Annotated in this window: 17 protein-coding genes; 6 read left to right on the top strand and 11 right to left on the bottom strand. The window is 73.3% G+C overall.

The window, feature by feature from the left end:
- Positions 1-72: 72 nt before the first annotated feature.
- On the top strand, positions 73-1,695 hold the full coding sequence (locus tag ABH937_RS35135; protein WP_370220607.1) for an LCP family protein: 1,623 nt from the start codon (positions 73-75) through the stop codon (positions 1,693-1,695).
- Positions 1,696-1,709: 14 nt separating this feature from the next.
- Here ABH937_RS35135 and ABH937_RS35130 read toward each other — a convergent pair whose 3' ends face one another.
- From ABH937_RS35130 to ABH937_RS35090, 9 genes are all read right to left on the bottom strand, one after another.
- Positions 1,710-2,519: an HAD family hydrolase gene (locus ABH937_RS35130; protein WP_370220606.1), complete on the bottom strand. Its 810-nt coding sequence runs from the start codon at positions 2,517-2,519 to the stop codon at positions 1,710-1,712.
- The gene (gene serS / locus ABH937_RS35125; protein ID WP_280691140.1) at positions 2,516-3,790 is read right to left on the bottom strand and encodes a serine--tRNA ligase; all 1,275 of its coding nucleotides are present in this window, start codon (positions 3,788-3,790) and stop codon (positions 2,516-2,518) included. Before serS ends, ABH937_RS35130 begins: the two co-directional genes overlap by 4 nt.
- A 475-nt stretch (positions 3,791-4,265) precedes the next feature.
- Positions 4,266-5,201: a prephenate dehydratase gene (gene pheA / locus ABH937_RS35120; RefSeq protein ID WP_280691139.1), complete on the bottom strand. Its 936-nt coding sequence runs from the start codon at positions 5,199-5,201 to the stop codon at positions 4,266-4,268.
- A gap of 96 nt (positions 5,202-5,297) precedes the next feature.
- Positions 5,298-6,512, bottom strand: a complete 1,215-nt coding sequence (gene efeB, locus ABH937_RS35115; protein ID WP_370220605.1) for an iron uptake transporter deferrochelatase/peroxidase subunit — start codon at positions 6,510-6,512, stop codon at positions 5,298-5,300.
- Between the two features lie 3 nt (positions 6,513-6,515).
- A complete protein-coding gene (locus tag ABH937_RS35110; protein WP_370220604.1) occupies positions 6,516-8,528 on the bottom strand; it encodes a copper resistance protein CopC in 2,013 nt (670 codons plus the stop codon).
- 7 nt (positions 8,529-8,535) lie between these two features.
- Positions 8,536-9,033, bottom strand: a complete 498-nt coding sequence (locus ABH937_RS35105; RefSeq protein WP_280691136.1) for a copper chaperone PCu(A)C — start codon at positions 9,031-9,033, stop codon at positions 8,536-8,538.
- Positions 9,033-9,707: an SCO family protein gene (locus ABH937_RS35100; protein WP_370220603.1), complete on the bottom strand. Its 675-nt coding sequence runs from the start codon at positions 9,705-9,707 to the stop codon at positions 9,033-9,035. The genes ABH937_RS35105 and ABH937_RS35100 overlap by 1 nt, the downstream gene beginning before the upstream one ends.
- A 99-nt stretch (positions 9,708-9,806) precedes the next feature.
- Positions 9,807-10,523, bottom strand: a complete 717-nt coding sequence (locus tag ABH937_RS35095) for a YcnI family protein (RefSeq protein WP_280691134.1) — start codon at positions 10,521-10,523, stop codon at positions 9,807-9,809.
- Positions 10,524-10,651: 128 nt separating this feature from the next.
- Positions 10,652-11,452, bottom strand: a complete 801-nt coding sequence (locus tag ABH937_RS35090; RefSeq protein WP_370220602.1) for a hypothetical protein — start codon at positions 11,450-11,452, stop codon at positions 10,652-10,654.
- Between the two features lie 242 nt (positions 11,453-11,694).
- Here ABH937_RS35090 and ABH937_RS35085 point away from each other — a divergent pair, with 242 nt between their 5' ends.
- Complete coding sequence (locus ABH937_RS35085; RefSeq protein WP_370220601.1) at positions 11,695-12,327, top strand: ATP-binding protein; 633 nt, start codon at positions 11,695-11,697, stop codon at positions 12,325-12,327.
- A 6-nt stretch (positions 12,328-12,333) separates the two neighbouring features.
- On the opposite strand, the gene ABH937_RS35080 is transcribed toward ABH937_RS35085, so the two are convergent.
- Positions 12,334-13,572, bottom strand: coding sequence for a hypothetical protein (locus tag ABH937_RS35080; RefSeq protein ID WP_370220600.1), 1,239 nt, complete (start codon positions 13,570-13,572; stop codon positions 12,334-12,336).
- A 402-nt stretch (positions 13,573-13,974) separates the two neighbouring features.
- On the opposite strand from ABH937_RS35080, the gene ABH937_RS35075 reads away from it, so the two are divergent.
- From ABH937_RS35075 to ABH937_RS35065, 3 genes are read left to right on the top strand one after another with little or no spacing between them, the layout of a single operon-like run.
- Positions 13,975-14,874 carry a LysR family transcriptional regulator gene (locus ABH937_RS35075; RefSeq protein ID WP_370220599.1) on the top strand — a complete coding sequence of 300 codons (900 nt, stop codon included), beginning with the start codon at positions 13,975-13,977 and terminating at the stop codon, positions 14,872-14,874.
- Between the two features lie 50 nt (positions 14,875-14,924).
- Positions 14,925-15,998 carry an allantoicase gene (gene alc / locus ABH937_RS35070; RefSeq protein WP_370220598.1) on the top strand — a complete coding sequence of 358 codons (1,074 nt, stop codon included), beginning with the start codon at positions 14,925-14,927 and terminating at the stop codon, positions 15,996-15,998.
- A gap of 44 nt (positions 15,999-16,042) precedes the next feature.
- The gene (locus ABH937_RS35065) at positions 16,043-16,291 is read left to right on the top strand and encodes a hypothetical protein (protein WP_280691128.1); all 249 of its coding nucleotides are present in this window, start codon (positions 16,043-16,045) and stop codon (positions 16,289-16,291) included.
- Positions 16,292-16,304: 13 nt separating this feature from the next.
- Here ABH937_RS35065 and ABH937_RS35060 read toward each other — a convergent pair whose 3' ends face one another.
- On the bottom strand, positions 16,305-17,309 hold the full coding sequence (locus ABH937_RS35060; protein ID WP_280691127.1) for an Lrp/AsnC family transcriptional regulator: 1,005 nt from the start codon (positions 17,307-17,309) through the stop codon (positions 16,305-16,307).
- A gap of 116 nt (positions 17,310-17,425) precedes the next feature.
- On the opposite strand from ABH937_RS35060, the gene ABH937_RS35055 reads away from it, so the two are divergent.
- Positions 17,426-18,892, top strand: coding sequence for an MFS transporter (locus ABH937_RS35055; protein WP_280691126.1), 1,467 nt, complete (start codon positions 17,426-17,428; stop codon positions 18,890-18,892).
- Positions 18,893-18,983: the final 91 nt, after the last annotated feature.

Genomic DNA, 18,983 nt, shown 5'->3' with positions numbered 1-18,983 from the left:
CAAGGCATCGTGGTGATCTCTCTATATGCTCCGCTGAAAGCGCCGGCGGAGAACCGATGGAGGGGAGTGCGGATGGCAGGCCAGAGGGCACGGTCGTCCGACCGCGACACTCCGCAGGAATCGCCGGCGGGCACCGGCGGCCGGGCCGCCGCCCGTCGTGCCCGTGCCCGGGCGCGACGCAAGCCGGCCAGTAGGAAGAAGATCATCGCCTGGACGGCGGCGGCCGCCGTGGTGCTGACGGCCTCCGCCACCGGCGCGGTCTATCTGAAGCTGACCGGCAACATCAAGAGCTTCGACCGGGCCGGCATCGCCCCCGACCGCCCGCCGGAGGCGACCCCCGACGCCAACGGCAACAAGCCGGTCAACGTGCTGCTGATCGGCTCCGACTCGCGCGGCGGCGGCAACAGCGACCTCGGCGGCGGTGGCGACGCCGGCGCCCGCTCGGACACCACGATCCTGTTGCACGTCTACGCCGACCACAAGCACGCGGTCGGCATCTCGATACCGCGTGACTCGCTGGTCGAGATCCCGTCCTGTCTGGTCAACGGCAAGTGGACCAAGCCGCAGCCGAACACCATGTTCAACGCGGCCTTCTCGATGGGGAACACCAACGCCGGCAACCCGGCCTGCACCCAGAACACCGTGGAGCACCTGACCGGGCTCCGGGTCGACCACACCCTGGTGGTCGACTTCGCCGGCTTCTCGGCGATGACCAGCGCGGTCGGCGGCGTCCAGGTCTGCCTGCCGAACGCCGTCTACCAGGGCGACCTGAACCCCAACCTCGGCCACAAGGGCGACCAGCTCTTCGCCAAGGGGTTGCAGACCATCTCCGGCCAGCGGGCGCTGGACTACGTCCGGGTGCGGCACGGCATCGGGGACGGCTCCGACATCGGCCGGATGCAGCGTCAGCAGGCCTTCCTCGCCGCGCTGATCAAGAAGGTCAAGGGCCAGGGGATGAACCCCACCACCCTGCTGCCGCTGGCCGACGCCGCCACCAAGTCGGTGACGGTGGACCCGGACCTGGCCTCGGCCGAAAAGCTGCTCGGCTTCGGGCTGTCGATGAAGAACATCGACCTGCACGACGTCAAGTTCGTCACCGTCCCCTGGCGCTTCGAGGGCCCCCGGGTGGCCTGGGTCGAGCCGGACGCGGACCGGCTCTGGGCCGCGCTCAAGGCCGACCGAACGCTGGACGGCCAGGACGCCAGCGGACAGCAGCCCGGCGCGGCGGCGAGCGGTGGCCCGAGTCCCAGCCCCAGCGCCGCCTCCATACCCAGCCCGAGCCCGAGCGCCGCGGTGGACGGCGCCGGCGCCAAGGTCATGGTCTACAACGGCACCACCACCAAGGGCCTGACCGGCGTGGCCGGCGCCAAGCTCAAGGAGGCCGGCTTCACCGTGACCGGCGCCGCCAACGCGGCCGCGCAGAACCACGACACCACGCTGATCCAGTACGGAGCCGGCGCGGTGACGGCGGCTCAGCAGCTGGCCCGGCTCTTCCCCGGCGCGACGTTGGAGAAGAGCGGGAGCGGGCTGGACCTGATCCTCGGCAAGGACTACGCGGCGGCGGCAGCCGGCGCCGCGGCGCCCAGCGGCTCGACGGCGCCGGCGGCCCAGCCTGCCCCGCTGCCCTCCAGCATCGCCGACAACGCCCGCTCGGCCGACGACGATCCGTGCGCCAAACTCAGCTACAACGGCTGACGGCTGACGATCCGTCAGCCGTAGAGTCGCTCCAGCACCGTCGCGACCCCGTCCTCGGCGTTGCTCGCGGTCACCTCGTCGGCCACCGCCAGCAGCTCCTGGTGCGCGTTGGCCATCGCCACCCCGTGCGCGGCCCAGTGGAACATCGGCAGGTCGTTGGGCATGTCCCCGAACGCGATGGTGTCGGCGGCCCGCAGCCCCAGCCGGCGGGCCGCGACGGCCAGCCCGGTGGCCTTGGTCAGGCCCAGCGGCAGCAGCTCGACGATCCGCGGCCCGGCCAGCGTGACGCCGACCAGGTCGCCGACGATCCCCCGGGCGGCGGCGGTCAGCTGATCATCCGTCAGTTCCGGGTGCTGCAGGAAGAGTTTGCTGATCGGCTCGGCGAACAGCTCGGCGCGGCCCAGCACTTGGCGCAACGAGAAGTCGCCCGCCGTCTCCAGCCGGTACGGGCCGAGGGCCAGCGCGGCGCCGTCCAGGCCGTCCTGGACGGCGGCCACGGCCAGCGGGCCGAGCTCCGCCTCCAGCTTGGCCAGCGCCAGTTGGCCGAGCATCCGGTCCAGGGTCATCGAGGTGAGCAGCTTGTGCGCGCCGGCGTCGTACACCTGCGCGCCCTGGCCGCAGACCGCGATCCCGGTGTAGCCGATCTCGTCGAGGACCGGGCGGGCCCAGGAGACCGCTCGCCCGGTGACGACGATGTGGACCGCCCCGGCCGCCGTCGCGGTGGCCAGGGCGGCGCGGGTCCGGTCGGAGACCGTCTCCGCGGGGGTGAGCAGGGTGCCGTCCAGATCGGTGGCGATCAGCCGGTACGGCAGCCCGGCGGTCACTTGACCGGGTCCAGCGTGGTCCGGCCACCCAGGAACGGGCGCAGCGCCTCGGGGAGCACCACCGAGCCGTCGGCCTGCTGGTGGTTCTCCAGGATCGCCACGATCAGCCGGGGGACGGCGGCCAGGGTGCCGTTGAGGGTGGCCAGCGGGCGGACCTTGCCCTCCTCGCGCATCCGGATCGACAGCCGGCGGGACTGGTACTCGGTGGTGTTCGAGGTGGAGGTGACCTCGCGGTACTTGCCCTGGGTCGGGATCCAGGCCTCGATGTCGAACTTCCGGGCGGCCGAGGCGCCGAGGTCGCCGGAGGCGACGTCGATCACCCGGTAGGGCAGCTCCAGCGCGTTCAGGAAGTCCTTCTCCCACTGGAGCAGGCGGCGGTGCTCGGCCTCCGCCTCCTCCGGGGTGGTGTAGACGAACATCTCGACCTTCTCGAACTGGTGCACCCGGATGATGCCGCGGGTGTCCTTGCCGTAGGTCCCGGCCTCGCGGCGGAAGCAGGAGGAGAAGCCGGCGTAGCGCAGCGGCAGCTTCTCGGCGTCCAGGATCTCGTCCATGTGGTAGGCCGCGAGCGGGACCTCGCTGGTGCCGACCAGGTACCGGTCCTCCTGCTCCAGGTGGTACACGTTCTCGGCGGCCTGGCCGAGGAAGCCGGTACCGTCCATGGCGGCCGGGCGGACCAGGGCCGGGGTGATCATCGGGATGAAGCCGAGGGCGGAGGCCTGGGCCATCGCCATGTTGACCAGGGCCAGCTCCAGCAGGGCGCCGGGGCCGGTCAGGTAGTAGGAGCGGGAGCCGGCCACCTTGGCCCCGCGCTCCATGTCGATCGCGCCGAGCAGTTGGCCGAGCTCCACGTGGTCCTTGGGCTCGAAGCCCTCGGCCGCGAAATCGCGCGGGGTGCCGATCTCCTCCAGCGTGACGAAGTCCTCCTCGCCGCCGACCGGGGCGGCGGGGTCGATCAGGTTGGCCAGCGAGCGCAGCAGCCGCTCGGCCTCCTCCTTGGCCTCGCCCTGTTCGGCGTCGGCGGCCTTGACCTCGGCGGCCAGCTCCTTGGTGCGCTGGAGCAGGGCGGCCTTCTCCTCGCCCTGGGCCTTGGCGACCTGCTTGCCCAGACCCTTCTGCTCGTTGCGCAGCTCGTCGAAGCGGCTGCCCGACGACCGGCGGCGCTCATCGGCGGAGAGCAGGGCGTCGACCAGGTCGACGTCCTCGCCACGGGCGCGCTGCGAGGCGCGCACTCGGTCAGGGTCTTCACGAAGCAGACGAAGGTCAATCACGGGGGCAAGCCTACCGGGGCCGGACCCGGCTGGGGATAACTTATCGATCCCTGTGGATAACTCGCCTCACAAGATCCTTCGCCGCTATTTGTCCACAGGCCCGGGCTGGGCCCTGTGGATGACGGCCTGGCGCCGGATTCGGCACCCCCGAACCGGTGTTTTCGGGTTTCAAACCTCGCTTCGCGGTCCCGGCGGAGCGAATTCCACCACTCGGAGGGGTGACTTCTCTGCAGAAGGGTGACTCTGATGTGATCGGTCCCTTTTGGCGTGCTTACCGATGATCAGACCCGGCCTGGGAGTAGCTAAGCCGGTTTGTCGACTCATCCCCAGGTCTGTGGATAACCGGTGGATAACTACCGGGTAGCCCAGCCTGTGGATGGCGGAGCGGGCAGGTCGCCGCCCTGTGGATGAGCCTTCTGGTCGCCTTTCGGAGAGATGTCCGAAAAGCGACGGGGAGGTGGCGTGGAACCGTCCGTCAGCTTTCGCCGCGGCCGTCCAGGCAACGCGCCAGCCAATCGGCGGCCCTGACGAAATCCTCGTCCGAAGAACCCGGACGGCGCGCCGTGGCGGCCCGGCGGTCGGCGCGCGGATAGGAGCCGAGGAACCGGACCTGCGGGCAGATCCGCCGCAGGCCCATCAGCGCCTCGGCCACCCGCCGGTCGCTCAGGTGCCCCTCGCAGTCGATCGAGAAGCAGTAGTTGCCCAGGCCCTGGCCGGTCGGCCGGGATTCGATCCGCATCAGGTTGACCCCGCGCACCGCGAATTCCTGCAGCAGTTCGAGCAGCGCGCCCGGGTGGTTGTCGCCGAGCCAGACCACCATGGAGGTCTTGTCCCAGCCGGTCGGCGAGGCGACCCGGCCCTGGCGGCCGACCAGCACGAAACGGGTGGTCGCGGTCGCGGCGTCGTGGATGTCGGTGACCAGCGGGTGCAGCCCGTAGAGCGGGGCGGCGAACTCGCCGGCGAAGGCGCCGTCCACCTGCCCCTCCTGGACCAGCCGGGCACCGTCCGCGTTGGAGGCGGCCGCCTCCCAGTCGGCCTCCGGCAGGTGGGTGCCCAGCCAGCGGCGCACCTGCGGCTGCGCCACCGGGTGGCTGGTGACGGTCTTGATGTCGGCCAGCTCGGTGCCGGGGCGCACCAGCAGCGCGAAGCTGATCGGCAGCAGCACCTCGCGGTAGATCATCAGCGGCGAGCCGAAGGCCAGCTCGTCGGCGGTCGCGGTGACCGCGCCCTCCACCGAGTTCTCGATCGCCACGAAGGCGCCCGCCGCCTCACCGCCGCGCACGGCGTCCAGCGCGGCCTGCACCGAGGTCAGCGGCACCAGCTCGCGGGTGGCCGCCTCGGGCAGGGTGTGCAGCGCCGCCTCGGTAAAGGTGCCGGCCGGCCCCAGGTAGGTGTAGCGGGTCGCCGACATTCCGCGCCTCCGTGAGCTCGAGTTCGACCGGTACCAGACCTGCCACCATAGCCACTTCGGCGCCCGCGCGGCGCCGCGGTCCGGTCAGTGGTCCGATCACCCCTCCAGCAGCGCCTGTCCCAGGTACCCTTCGCCGCCCGCCACACCGGGCGGCACCGCGTACAGCCCGCTCGCCTCGTGCCGCAGGAACCGGGAGAGTCCGTCTGCGCGGGCCAGCTTCTGCTGCACCGGGACGAAACCGCGCGCCGGGTCGGCCTGGAAGGCGAGGAAGAGCAGGCCGGCGTCCGGCGAGCCGTCCGGCAGCGTCCCGTCGGCGTAGGAGAAGCCGCGCCGCAGCATGGCCGCGCCACCGTTGGCGGCCGGCGCGGCCACCCGGATGTGCGCGTCGGCGGGGATCGCCAGGGTGCCGTCCGGGTTCTGCCCGGCGAGGTCCACCGCGGTGCGCTCGGTGCCGCCGGAGAGCGGTGCGCCGTCGGACTTGCGCCGCCCGATGACACGTTCCTGACGGTCCGTCGGCAGGTTCTCCCAGTCGTCCAGCAGCATCCGGATCCGCCGCAGCACGAGGTACGAGCCGCCGGCCATCCAGTCGGGGCCGGTGGCGAAGACCTTGGCGGCGAAGTCCGGGTCGGTCGGCTTGGGGTTGTTGGTGCCGTCCAGCTGACCCATCAGGTTGCGGCCGGTCATCGGCTCGGCGGTGGCGCCCGGGGTGCGGGCGAAGCCGGCCATCTGCCAGCGGACGGTGGCGGCGGGCGCCGCCTGCTGCTGCAGCACCCGCAGCGCGTGGAAGGCCACCAGCGCGTCGTCCGCGCCGATCTGCACCCACAGGTCGCCATCGCCGCGGGCCGGGTCGAGCGCGTCCAGCGGGAAGGCGGGCAGCGGGGCCAGCGCGGCCGGCCTGCGGTCGGCCAGGCCCGTCTTGTCGAACAGGGACGGGCCGAAGCCGACCGTCACGGTCAGCGAGCTGGGCCCGGCGTCCAGCGCGATCTGGTTCTCGTGGTTGCCGGCCGGCTCGCCCACGGTCAGCCGGGCGATGGTCTGGGACCACTCCTTCAGCAGTCCCCGCAGCCCGGCGCGCCCGGCGGTCGGGGCCAGGTCGAAGGCGGCCAGCTGGACCCGGGCCTGCTGCGGCTGCGTGATCCCGGCCTGGTGCGGGCCCTGCCAGTCGACCCGGGCGGCGCCGAGCGCCGGCGGCCCGGACGGCGTCGCGGGGACCGCCGCCGCATGGGCCAGCGCCCCACCGGCGGCCCCGACGGCGAGCCCGGCGCCGGCCCCGCCGAGCAGCGCCCGGCGGGAGAAACCTGTCGTCGTCATGGGTCAGCCGCCGATCGTCAGTTGCTTGGTCTCGGTGTCCTGGTCGATGTCCGAGGACCGGACGACCACCGCCGCGACCCACTCGCCGGCGAGCGGGATCTGCGCCGTGCCGGTCCAGCGCCCGGTGCCGGCCTTGGTCAGCGTCACCGGCAGCGGCCCGAGGTCGCGGTCGGGCAGCGTGAAGGAGAGCTGGGTCTCGGGCACGTCCACCGGCTTGCCGGCGGTGTCGGCCACCAGCAGGGTGAGCTGGTCGGCGCCGGTGGTGGCCGGGGTGACGGTGAGGGTGGCGGTGCCCTTGGCCCCCTGCTCGGTGCCGCCGGTGTTGTAGGGCAGCTTGAGCTCCACGGTGCGGGCGCCGGCGCTCGGCGCCGGGGCGGCGGTGCTCGCACCGGCGGCGGCGACCTGGGCCGCCACCCGGCCGGGCGGCGAGTTGGTCAGCAGGGTGGTCACCACCAGCACGCCGATCGCCACCATCGCCTCGATCAGCACCGAGCGCCGCAGCCCGGCCTGCGCCGGTGAGCCGTCCTGTGCCCGGCGCACCCCGGCCGTCGCCACCGCGGCCCGCTGCCGGGCCAGTTGGGCCTGCCGCTTCGGGTCGTCGGCGGCGGCCTCCTCAGCAGGGCCCCCCGCCTCGCCGACCGTGGCGGCGACCCGGACGTCGACCTGTTCGACTTCCTGTGCCAGGCCCTCCGCCAGGTCCACGGCCACCGCACCCACCGCACCCGCCCGCAGCCGCGCCGTCCAGCGCCGCGAGAACCAGGCCGCAGCCAGCATCAGCAGCACCAGACCGACCTTGATCAGCAACAGCCGCCCGTACTCGGTGTCCACCAGCGCGCCCCAGGAGCCGACGCCCCGCCAGGCCTGGTAGACGCCGGTCGCCACCAGCGCGGCCACCGAGACCAGTGCGACCTTGGAGAACCGCTCGGCCACCACCGCCCCGGCCCCGTCCCGCAGTGCGAAGAGCAGCGCGACCAGGCCACCCAGCCAACAGGCCATCGCGATCAGGTGCAGCATGTCGAAGGGCAGCGCGACCCAGACCTGGATCCCGACCGCCGCGTGGTCGGCCGCCGCCCAGGTGGCCGCCAGCCCCAGCGCCAGCAGCGCCCCGCCCACTCCGAGCGCCAGCCGCGCCTCGCGCAGCGGCCGGTCGGCGGCTCGCCGCTCCAGGCGCCGCAGCTCGTCCTCCTCCGGATCACCGGTCGGCGCCTGCGCCTGCTCGGCGGCGGTGTCCTGCTGACCCAACTGCCCCACCAGCAGCGACAGGAAGACCCCGGCCGCGGCCAGCAGCAGCAACCGCGCGGCCAGCGCGGTGCCGAGGCGCTCGTCCAGCGAGCCGCGCACCAGCGAGAGGTTGAACGCCTGGCCGAGCCCGCTGCCCTGCTCGTACGGGCCGCGCAGCAGCAGCACCGCGACGGTGGACGCGAGCAGCGCGACCCAACCGCCCATCAACAGCCGCTGCACCGCCCGGGTCCGGGCCCCGCGCGGCCAGCAGAGCAGCACGAAGGCCGCCACCCCGACGAGCAGCGCGAACGCCCCGTACGCCACCGCCCGCCCGGTCCCGTACAGCGCGGAGACCGTGCCGTTCGCCTGGGCGCCCTGGATCTGCGAGGCGGAGACCGAGGTGTCCGAGGCCGCGCCGATCGAGAAGGTGAAGGCGCCGCCGACCACGTGGGTGTCCGCCGAGACGGCCCGCCAGGCCACCGTGTAGGTGCCGTTGCCGAGGCCGGGACGGAGCGCGACGGTGGCGGTGTCGCCCTTGCCGTCGGCGTGTCCCGGGTTGCCGAGGTCGACCGGCTTGCCGGCCGGGTCGAGTACCCGCACCGAGTCGCCGAACAGCGACACGCCTTCGCTGAAGGTGAGCGTCACGGCGGCCGGCTCGGTGGCCACCACCGAGTTCTGCGCGGGGTCGGTCTGCAGCAGTGCCGCGTGCGCGGCGGCCGGGGAGGCGGTGCCGATCAGCAGGATCAACAGGGCGCCCGCGGTGGCGAGCCAGGTCCGGGCTTTGCGCAGCAGCATCTGGAGGTCAGCTCCCGGGACGGTAGGTGAGGGGTTTCACCGGCACCTCGACGGTGATGGTGCCACTGTGCGCGAAGGTCAGGTCCAGCTCCAGCTGGTCGCCGACGGCGGGTGGCTTCTGCCAGCCCATGATCATCAGGTGGGTGCCGCCGCGGCTCAGTTGCAGGGTGCCGTCGGCCGGGACCGGCAGGCTGTCCACCTCCCGCATGGTGGTGTCGGTGGACTGGTGCATGCTCACCGAGCCGGCCCCGGGGCTGCTCACCCGCACCAGGGTGTCCGCCGCGCCGCCGGTGTTGCGGACCGTCAGGTACCCGGCCGCCATGCTGTCGTCGCCGCTCGCGCCCGCTGGGAGCGGGATGTAGGAGTCGGTGACGCTCAGCTTGGCGCTCGCGCCGGATCCGCCGCCGCTGCCGCCGCAGGCGACCACTATGGCGCTCGCGGTCAGCGCGGCGGCCACCGCGGCGCCGGCCAGCGCGGTGCGCCGGAAGTCCCGGGAGGCGGGCATCAGGCCGCCACCCCCTTGGCGAACAGCGGCAGGTCGTGCTCGAAGGTGGCGGTGGAGGTGTCGCTCAGGTAGACCACGTGGGCCTTGTCGTCGGAGGGCTGGAAGGCCAGCACCTGGGCGCCGTGGGTGGAGGTCACCGTGCCGTCCTTGTTGACGATCGGATCCTCGACCAGGATGCCCAGGCTCTGCGCGGCGGCCTTGACCGTGGTCAGGTCGCCGGTCAGCCCGATGAAGTTCTTGTTGAACGAGTCCAGCCAGGTCCGCAGCACCTTGGGGGTGTCGACCTGCGGGTCGGTGGAGACGAAGACCACGTTGATCTCGGCCTGCTGGTCGGCGGGCAGCTTCTGCAGGGCCACGCCGATGTCGCCCATGGTGGTCGGGCAGACGTCCGGGCAGCTGGTGTAGCCGAAGTAGAGCAGCGTGGTCTTGCCCGCGGTCTGCTTGCGCAGGTCGAAGGGCTGGCCGCTGGTGTCGGTCAGCACCAGGTCGGGCTTGTCGAAGTGCTTGGCCAGCACGGTGCCCTGGTAGGGCGAGTTCTGGGCCTGCTGGGAGACCACGGCCACCGGGCCGGCGCTCTTGGTGGTGCCCGAGCCGCAGGCGGTCAGCGCGAGGGCGGCGGCCAGCGCGAGAGTGGCGGCACCGGCGGCCCGGCGGCGGGAGGAGAGGAACTTCATGCTGTGGCGGTCCGTTCGTGAGGGCTCGTGGCTGGTGGGGCCGTCCGCCGGGGCCGTCCGCTCGGGTGCGGATCGGACGGCCCCGGCGGCTGGCCGTGGCTAGGAGGTCGGAGTGCCGCGCTTGCCGCGCAGGCCGAGCACGCCGAGCCCGGCACCGAGCACGCCGACCACGATGCCCACCACGCCCAGCGTGCGGGCGGTGCCGTCGTCGGACTTGCCCGCGGCGGTGCTGGTCGGCACGTTCACCGCGGCGGCCTGGGTGGTGTTCGCGGCGGGGGTGAGGGTCAGCGTCGGGGCGGGGTGCTGCGGCTCGGGCTGGCCCTGCTTGGCCTCGTCGATCCAGCGCACCACGGTGCCGTCGTCGTAGGTCTGCAGCGCCTTGAAGACCAGCTTGTCGGTGTCCTTGGGCAGCGGGCCGAAGGAGATCTTGAACTCCTGGAACTGGCCCGGGCCGACCTTGCCGGTGGCGTCGGCGGTCCAGGTGATCTTGCTGACCGCATCGGAGACCGAGTCGCCGTCGTCGGTCTTCACCGGCGTGTCCAGGTGGGTCTTGTCGACGGTGGCGGTCCAGCCGGGCACCGGCTGGGTGGACACCGAGGCGATCGGGTGATCGGTGGGCACGGTGACCTCGAGCTTCACCGTGCTCGCCTTGTCGCTCTCATCCGGCACCCGGAAGGCGACGGCGGTGTAGCCGCCCTGCTGGGCGGTGTTCGGCTGCACGGTGACGTGCGCGAAGGCGGGGACGGCGGTGGCCAGCAGGGCACCGGCCGCCAGGACGACGGCGGTGGCACAGCGGCGGGCGGAATGCGAACGCATCGGGGCGGTCTCCATCGGGAGCAGGGCACAGGGGTGCCCCGGACAGTGGGGTGATGACGGGTGCGAAAGGCGCGCCCGGACCCCGGACCGTCAGCCGGCTCAGTGTCGATCCCGGTGGTGACGGCGGGTCAGCGCGCGCAGGCCGCCACCGGCGGACCACGCCGGATCACGCTGTGCCGCAGCGCGGCCGCCACCGGCAGCCGCCGGTCTCCCGCCCCGGGGCACGGCCCGCGTACCCCGGCGCCGGCCGCCCTGAGCAGGCCGCGCAGCACCGCGGCGACCAGCGCCAGTGCCCGACTCAGCGGGGCGGTCCACTGCCGCGCCTCACGGGCGGCGCCGCCGGCCAACTGGACCAGCCGCCACACCGCCACCTCACCGCGCCGTAGCCACCAGCCGGCCACGACCGCGGCGAGCAGGTGGCCGAGCAGCATCACGGGGGTCACGCCGAACTGCCACCAGGCGCCGGTGGTGGTGGCGTGGTAGGCGTTCGGATCCAGACCCGCGCTGCTCAGCAGCTGTGCGGGGCTGATCCCGGCGGGCAGCGTGTGCGCCATGCCGGGCATGTCGTTGCAGATCAGCCGCCCGGCGACCTGATCCATCGTCATCCCGGCCATCATGTGGCCGCCGGTGCCGTGGAAGAGCAGGTGCAGGCCGAGCTGACCGGCGCCCAGCGCACCGGCGATGCCGAGCAGCGAGCGTTCCCGCCCACCGAGCAGCGACGCCAGGGCGGTGACCAGGGCGAAGCCGAGCAGCAGGGTCGGCACGGCGATCTCGCCGCCACCGCCCATCAGGTGCCCGGCCGCGGCCACCACCGTGCAGACCAGCGCGAACGGGACCGCGCGCAGCAGCCGCAGGTCCCACGCCGCGCGCAGCGCGGGCCGGAGCGCCGGTGTGGCGTCCGGTGGCGGTGCGGGCTGGCGGTCGGTCATGGCCGAGCCATCATCTCACCGGGCCCCGGCCCGTTCGGGGCGGGGTGCGTACCGGTGGACGGGCCTGCTCCCGTTACTCCCGATGGCCCCGGCGCGAACGGGTGAGATGCGCGCCGTTCGGCATACCGTGCCGCGGCAGTCCATCCGCCGAATGGGCGGAGTGGCCGCGCAGCGACGGTTCACGGTCGGATCGCTCGGCAATACCTAGTTGTATGTGGAGCCCCAGCCAGGAGGGACCGGTCGTGGACATCTGGTGGACTCTGCACCTCAAGCGCGAGCTGGCGAGCGTTCCGCTGGCCCGGCGCTTCCTGCTCGGCACCATGGAGAGCGCCGGCGTCGACCCGCAGATCGCCCAGGACCTCGGCCTCGCGCTGACCGAGGCCTGCGCGAACGCGGTGGAGCACGCGGGCGCGGGCCGCGGCGACGGCTTCCAGGTCACCGCCGCGCTCGACGGCGACCTGCTGCGGATCGAGGTGATCGACTCCGGTCCCGGCCTGCCCGCCGCCCCGCACCTGGTGCCGGCCCGCCGCGCGCTGCCCGCCTTGCCCCCGCTGCCCGCCGCGCACCCGCACGCCCGCCCGCGCCGCCGCCGCGGCCGAGCCACCCTGCCGGGCCCCGCCGCCCTCGGCCCTGCCCGCCGCAACCGCCCCACCCCCTACGACACCCACGTGCTCCCGCCCGGCCGCCCGCACCCCACCCTCCCCCGGCTGCCCGACCTGGACACCTTCCCCGACCTCACCGCCGAGTCGGGCCGCGGCCTCTTCCTGATCCGCGCCCTGACCGACCACGTCCGCCTGCAGAACCACCCGCAGCACGGCGCGATCGTCAGCTTCGACAAGGTGCTGAACCGCCCGGCGCTGCGGGTGGCCTCGTAGCGAACCTCAGGGACAGCGCGAGGCGAGCCCGTCGACCGTGGTGATCACGACGTCCGCCGCGGCGACCCGGGTGACCTTGCCGGTGCCCGGGTCCCAGAGCGCGACCCGGGCAGCGAGCGGGTCGAAGGTCAGCAGCGGCGCACCCTGCGGCAGGGGCGCTCCTTCGCTGGCGATGGCGCCGGCGAGCGGGCGCACGCAGACCGCGGTGGCGGAGAGCGCGTGGAAGGTGCGGGGGAGCTGCCGGGCGACGGCGGTGTGCCAGGCGGTGGCGGCGGCTCGGGTTCCGTGCTGGCTGGCGGCCGTGGCCATCACCAGGACGTAGAGCAGAGCGAGCGGGATGACCACGTACCGGCCCAGATCGGTGTGCAGCCAGCGGACGTATCCCGCGATCGCGAGCGTGAGGACGTACGCCGCCAGCCCGATGGCGAGCACGCGGAAGGCGGGCCACGTCTGATCGATTCCGCCCAGTTCGACATCGCCCGTCCGCATCCCGAATTCCCACAGGTAGGACCGGTAGGAGAAGTCGCCGATCTGCTGCAGAAACGGCGGGACGAGCGTGATGAGCAGGGGTACAGCCAGGGTGGCCAGCTTCCGCGCGCCGGTGCCGCGGACCAGGAACCGTAGCCCGAAGAAGGCGAAGACCGCGAGGAACGGTGCCGCGCGCCCCCACAAGCTGCCGGACGGCGCGAGGAGCCCGGCCACCACCGACAGGAGCGTGGCGGCGCTCGCCCCGACGGCCGCGATCAGCAGCCGGAACCTTCGGGTCCCCTCCTGGCCGAACGTCAGGTAGAGCGCGAAGGCGAAGAGCCCGAGGAAGGGAGCCAGCGTGGCAGCGCTCCACAGGGGCTGACTGAACAGCGCCAGCGCGATGCCCGCCACGAAGACGGCGACGAACCGCGCGATCGGCGTGCCGCCGTCGCGGAGCAGGTAGCGGCCGCTGGTCTCCCCGTCCGGGCCGTGCAGCACCGCGCCGGCCGACCGGGCGGGGCCGTTGTGCAGCGCGGCCCGACGCTCGAACTCCTGCGCGGCGGCTGAGCGGGAGCGTGCGTCGATCGACTCCGTGTCGTCGCGCAGCCCGAGGTCGGTGAGCAGCCGATCGAGGCCCTTCGCGGTGCGGGGCGGACGGCGCACGTAGTAGCTCTTGCGGCGCATCGCGCTCGGCTCGAGCACCCAACCACCGCGGACATCCACCAGCACGCCGTACGGTTTCACCAGCCGCCATACCTTGAGCTTGGCCAGGGTCACGGCCATCCACCTGCCGCCGACCAGTGGAATGTCGACGAACCAGTGGGAATCCAGCTCGGGGTCCTGGAAATCCGCGTCAGGTACGCAGTTCCAGTTCGCCTCCCGAAAGGCTGTCAGAATCAGTTCGGTGTCTGCCTGATGAAGCGAGAGAGCGACCCGAATCCGCAGGTCGAAGTCGCCTCCGGGGAGCACCGGCACGGGCGGCTCCCCCGGTCCGGCGGGCGGCTGCGGGGGCATGGCGGGCTGCTCGGTTCGACGGCGTGGCAAGAGATTGGAGAGACTCATCTCGACTCTCGGGTAGGAGATTTCGGTCGGTCTCAAGAATTAGCACTCGCCGCTGACAGCCTTCAGAGATATCACCGAACGTCGATCTGGCCGACTTCCGGGACGTAATCTCCCCCCATGACCGACTGGGACCTCAAGAAGCTCCGCATCCTGCAAGCCCTGCACGAGTACGGCACGGTGACCGAGGCCGGGGCCCGGCTCAACCTGACGCCGTCGGCGGTGTCGCAGCAGTTGGCGGCGCTGGCGCGGCAGGTGGGGGCGCCGATGGTGGAGCCGTACGGGCGGCGGGTGCGGTTGACTGCGGCGGCCCGGCTGGTGTTGCGCCATGCGGATCGGGTGTTCGGTCAACTGGAGGAGGCCGAGGCGGAGTTGGCCGGTTATCTGCACGGGGAGGCGGGGGAGGTGCGGGTCGGGGCGTTCGCGACGGCGATCACGGCGCTGGTGGTGCCGGCGGTGGTGCGGTTGCGGGAGCGGGCGCCGCGGTTGGTGGTGCGGGTGGTGGAGGCGGAGGCGGCCGAGGCGGTGGCGCTGCTGGCCGCCGGGGAGGTGGACGTGTCGGTCTCGCTCAACGTGCGGGGGAGCGTGGCCCGGGACCCGAGGTTCGTCCAGCTCCCGGTGCTGGACGACCCGTTGGACATCGCGCTGCCGCTGGACCACCCGTGGGCCGAGCGGGCGGGGCTGCGGCTGGCCGACCTCGCCGGCGAGCCGTGGATCTTCGGCGCGGCCGGCCCGTGGCGGGACATCACGCTCGGCGCCTGTGCCGAGGCCGGGTTCGTGCCCGAGCGGGCGCACACCGCCGCCGACTGGGCGGCCATCCTCGCCATGGTCGGGGCCGGGCTCGGCGTGGCGCTGGTGCCCCGGCTGCTGGCGGGCGGTGGGGGCCCGGTGGTGGTCCGCACGCTGCCGGCCGACCTGCCCAACCGCCGGGTGGTGGCCGCGGTGCGGGCCGGCACCGAGCAGGCGCCGCCGCTGCGCCGGGTGGTGCGGGAAATCGTTAAGTCGGGCTCAACGTTTTGATCAGTTCTTTGCGATGGACCTGAAGGGTCGTCGGCTCCCAGAGTGGAGCCATGACCACCTACGACCCCGCATACGCCGACTACCAGGACCTCGCCGCCGACGCTCCCTACCGCCGACTTCCCGACCTGGCCGACCGCCGGCTGGGCGCCGCCGTCCTGGCCGCCAGTGACGAGTTCTTCGCCGAGCGCGAGAACCTGCTGCGCCCCGAGGCCGCCGTCTTCCGCCCGCACACCTTCGGCCCCAAGGGCCAGCTGATGGACGGCTGGGAGACCCGCCGCCGTCGGGGCGCGGACACCGCCCACCCGCACCCGACCGCCGCCGACCACGACTGGGCGCTGATCCGGCTCGGGCTGCCGGGGTCGATCCACGGGATCGTGGTCGACACCGCGCACTTCCGCGGCAACTACCCGCAGCGGATCGGCGTCGAGGCCGCCGAACTGCCCGGCCAGCCGGGCCCGCGCGAGCTGCTCGACCCGGGGGTGCGCTGGCAGCGGCTGGTCCCGCCCACCGCCGTCGAGGGCCACGCCACCAACGGTTTCGCTGTCGAGGACCGCCGCCGCTTCACCCACCTGCGGCTCACCCAGTTCCCGGATGGCGGGATCGCCCGGCTGCGGGTGCACGGCACCGGGCTGCCCGACCCGGCCTGGCTCGCCGCGCTGGGCACCTTCGATCTCGCGGCGCTGGAGCACGGCGGCAGCGTGGAGGACGCCTCCGACCGCTTCTTCTCGCCGCCGCTCAACCTGATCCTGCCCGGCCGCTCCCGCGAGATGGGCGAGGGCTGGGAGAACCGGCGCCGCCGCGACCAGGGGCACGACTGGGTCCGGCTGCGGCTGGCCGGGCGCGGCGTGATCCGGGCGCTGGAGGTGGACACCGGCAACTACCTCGGCAACGCGGCCGGCTGGGCCGCGGTGCTGGGCTTCGACGCCACCGACCCGCGGGCCGGCGACCCGGCCGACCCCACCGCACCCGGCTGGTTCGAGCTGCTCCCGCGCACCGGGCTGCGGCCGGACGCCGTGCACCGATTCGTGCTCGGTGCGGGCACCCGCCCGGCCACCCACGCCCGGATCGACGTCTTCCCCGACGGCGGCGTCGCCCGGCTGCGCCTGCACGGCTCGCTCGCCTAGCGGGTGCCCCGGCCCGGGCGCATTGTGGAGTTATGTTGCATCGGATGCACGCCGAATACGGCGATCAGGGCCGATCCGGCCCGGTGAAGCAGTGGCACATGGTCCAGGACGACAGCCTGACGGGCCTGTGCGGACGCGACCTGGTCGAGGGGGCGGCCACCCTCGCACCGACCGAGTGGGGGCAGACCCAGGAGGTCTGCTGCCGGGCCTGCGGGGTGCTCTGGTTCCAGTCGGTCCCGTTCCTGGCCGACGAGCACGACCGGTCGAAGTACCTGCCGCACGAGAGCCCCTAGGACCGGACAGGACCTAGCGTCGCCGGGGCGGCAGCGGGAGCGGACCCGGGCCCTTGACGATGCGCATCGTCGGGGCGGTCTCCAGGTGCCGCACCGCGGGCAGCGAGGCGATCCGGGTGGTGAGGTAGCCGTAGAGTTCCTGGACGTCCCGGGTCAGCACCACCGCGTGCAGGTTGGTCGGCCCGGTGGTCGCGCAGGCGTAGGCCACCTCCGGGTGGGCGGCCAACGCGGCTCCGGTGGCGGCGAGTTCGGCGGGGGCGACGGAGAGCCACAGGGTGGTGTGGGTGCGCACCTGGAAGATCCGCCAGTCCACGTCCAGGTCGAAGTAGAGCACCCCGCAGCCGGTCAGCTCGTCCAGCCGGCGCCGCACCGTGCTCGCCGACCAGCCGGTGGCGGCGGCCAGTTCGGCCAGCGGCGCCCGGCCGTCGACGGCCAGCGCGTCGAGTAGCCGCCGGTCCGCCTCGTCCAGCGTCGGCGGCGGCCCGGGCGGCCGTTCGGTGGGTGCGTCGGCCGGTGCGTCGACGGTCAGCGCGGCCACCTGCCCGCCGGTCAGCGTGCCGGACTTCACCACCATGCTCTGCGCGCCGCCGAAGAAGGTGTGCATCACGCAGTGCGCGGTGACGCCGACCACGCTGGGGGTGCGCGGCAGTCGCTCCAGCAGCAGCGAGTGGTCGGCCTGGGTGGGGTGGGCCCGGGTGGAGCAGTTGATCTCGGTGCCGCCCGAGTTGAGGGTCACCCAGGCGGTGTCCTCGCGGCGGGCCAGCGCCTCGGCGACCGTACCGGCGGCGTCCGGGGTGCACTGCACCCGGACGTGCCAGCGCACCTCGCCCAGCGCCTCGGGGGCGGTCAGCCCCAGCACCCGGATCCAGTTCGCGCCGCGCAGTCTGGTGTAGCGGCGGGCCACGGTCTGGTCCGAGACGCCCAGCACCGCCGCGATCCGGCTGAACGGGGCCCGGGCGTTCAGCTGAAGGGCATGGACGAGCTGGCGGTCCAGCTCGTCGAAGGTGTCGGATTCCATCGGATCAGGGTACTGGATGTCGAAATTCGCCGGATCAAGTCGGCCGGCTGGGGAATTCGAGTGGGCCCGTTCATCGTAGGGGTCGTTCATTCCACAATTCCCGATCGGAGCCACCCGTGCGCAAGTGGATACCCCTGGCGGCGATCTGCCTGGGTGCGTTCATGCTGCTGGTCGACGTCAGCATCGTGAACGTCGCGCTGCCCAAGATGTCGACCGACCTGCACTCCTCGTTCACCTCCCTGCAGTGGGTGGTGGACATCTACGCCCTGGTGCTGGCCGCGCTGCTGATGGCGCTCGGTTCGCTGGGCGACCGGCTCGGCCACCGGCGGCTCTACCTCGGCGGCCTGGTCGTCTTCGCCGTCGCCTCGCTGACCTGCGCGCTCGCGCCGGACGCGGCCACCCTGATCGCCTCCCGGGCGGCCCAGGGGATCGGCGGCGCCGCGATGATGACCTCGACCACCGCGCTGCTGAACGGCGCCTACCACGGCCGGGACCGGGGCACCGCGTTCGGTGTCTGGGGCGCGGTCAACGGGGCCGCGGCGGCCGTCGGGCCGGTGCTCGGCGGGCTGCTCACCGACCAGTTCGGCTGGCGCTCGATCTTCATGGTCAACGTCCCGGTGGCGGTGCTCGCGCTGCTGATGACCGTGGGCTACCTCAAGGGCGGCGCGGGTGCGGCGCGCGGTCGGCTCGACCTGGCCGGTGCGCTGAGTTTCACCGTCTTCGCCGGTGCGCTGACCTACGGGCTGATCGAGAGCGGCGACAAGGGCTGGGGCAGCCTGCTGGTGCTCGGCTCGATCGCGGTGAGCGTGCTGGCGCTGGTCGTCTTCGTCGTGGCCGAGCTGCGCGGCGGCCGGGACGGGCACCCGCTGCTCGACCTGGGCCTGCTGCGCAACCGCACCTTCCTCGGCCTGCTGCTGGGCGGCCTGCTGCTCACCGCCGCGGCCTTCGCGCAGCTCACCTACACCTCGCTCTGGCTGCAGCAGGTGCTGGACCTCAGCCCGCTCGACGCCGGCCTGGCGGTCTGCCCGCTGGCGCTGGCCGCCTTCGTGGTGGCACTGGTCAGCGGCAAGGTGGCGCACCGGCTGGCGCCGCAACTGCCGATCGGCGTCGGGCTGCTGCTGATCGGCGGCGGCACCCTGCTGCTCGGCCTGGTCTCGGCCGGCTCCGGCTGGGCCGCGCTGCTGCCGGGCCTGCTGGTGACCGGGGTCGGCGTCGGGATGTCCACGCCGCTGCTGATGTCCACCGCGCTGGCGGCGGTGCCGCGCGAGCGGGCCGGGATGGCCAGCGGCGCGGTCAACACCGCGCGGCAGCTGGGTTACGCGCTGGGCATCGCGCTGCTCGGCACCGTCTTCCAGGACCGGGTACGGCAGTTCACCGGCCACGTCGCCGGGCGCCCCGACCTGCACGTGGCCTTCGCGGCCGGGCTCGACCGGGTCTTCCTGGTGGCGGGCTGCACCGGCCTGGTGGCGGGCGTGCTGGTGCTCGCCCTGGTCCGGCGCACGCCGGCCCCCGCCTGGGGCGGCGGCGTACCGGGGCAGCCGGCGCAGGCCCAGGCAGCGGCTCCGGTAGACGCGGTGGCCTAGTAGGGCTTGGTCAGGTTCGTGTGGGTGTGGGTATGTCGCGGTGGCAGGTAGGGCATGCGCCGGCCCAGGTGGCGAGGAGTAACTGCAGCTC

Origin of the sequence: Kitasatospora sp. GAS1066B, assembly GCF_041262605.1 — a bacterium.
GTDB lineage: Bacteria > Actinomycetota > Actinomycetes > Streptomycetales > Streptomycetaceae > Kitasatospora.
Note: the sequence above shows the minus strand (reverse complement) of the source record. Positions and strands in the feature narration are given on the sequence as shown.

Bases quoted from the DNA above. Each gene is read 5' to 3' on its own strand.
- ABH937_RS35075 (WP_370220599.1), top strand. From the start codon at position 13,975: ATGACCGACTGGGACCTCAAGAAGCTCCGCATCCTGCAAGCCCTGCAC.
- ABH937_RS35090 (WP_370220602.1), bottom strand. From the start codon at position 11,452: ATGACCGACCGCCAGCCCGCACCGCCACCGGACGCCACACCGGCGCTC.
- ABH937_RS35110 (WP_370220604.1), bottom strand. From the start codon at position 8,528: ATGCTGCTGCGCAAAGCCCGGACCTGGCTCGCCACCGCGGGCGCCCTG.
- ABH937_RS35135 (WP_370220607.1), top strand. From the start codon at position 73: ATGGCAGGCCAGAGGGCACGGTCGTCCGACCGCGACACTCCGCAGGAA.
- efeB (WP_370220605.1), bottom strand. From the start codon at position 6,512: ATGACGACGACAGGTTTCTCCCGCCGGGCGCTGCTCGGCGGGGCCGGC.
- ABH937_RS35065 (WP_280691128.1), top strand. From the start codon at position 16,043: ATGCACGCCGAATACGGCGATCAGGGCCGATCCGGCCCGGTGAAGCAG.
- ABH937_RS35095 (WP_280691134.1), bottom strand. From the start codon at position 10,523: ATGCGTTCGCATTCCGCCCGCCGCTGTGCCACCGCCGTCGTCCTGGCG.
- alc (WP_370220598.1), top strand. From the start codon at position 14,925: ATGACCACCTACGACCCCGCATACGCCGACTACCAGGACCTCGCCGCC.
- ABH937_RS35060 (WP_280691127.1), bottom strand. From the start codon at position 17,309: ATGGAATCCGACACCTTCGACGAGCTGGACCGCCAGCTCGTCCATGCC.
- ABH937_RS35105 (WP_280691136.1), bottom strand. From the start codon at position 9,033: ATGCCCGCCTCCCGGGACTTCCGGCGCACCGCGCTGGCCGGCGCCGCG.
- ABH937_RS35100 (WP_370220603.1), bottom strand. From the start codon at position 9,707: ATGAAGTTCCTCTCCTCCCGCCGCCGGGCCGCCGGTGCCGCCACTCTC.
- pheA (WP_280691139.1), bottom strand. From the start codon at position 5,201: ATGTCGGCGACCCGCTACACCTACCTGGGGCCGGCCGGCACCTTTACC.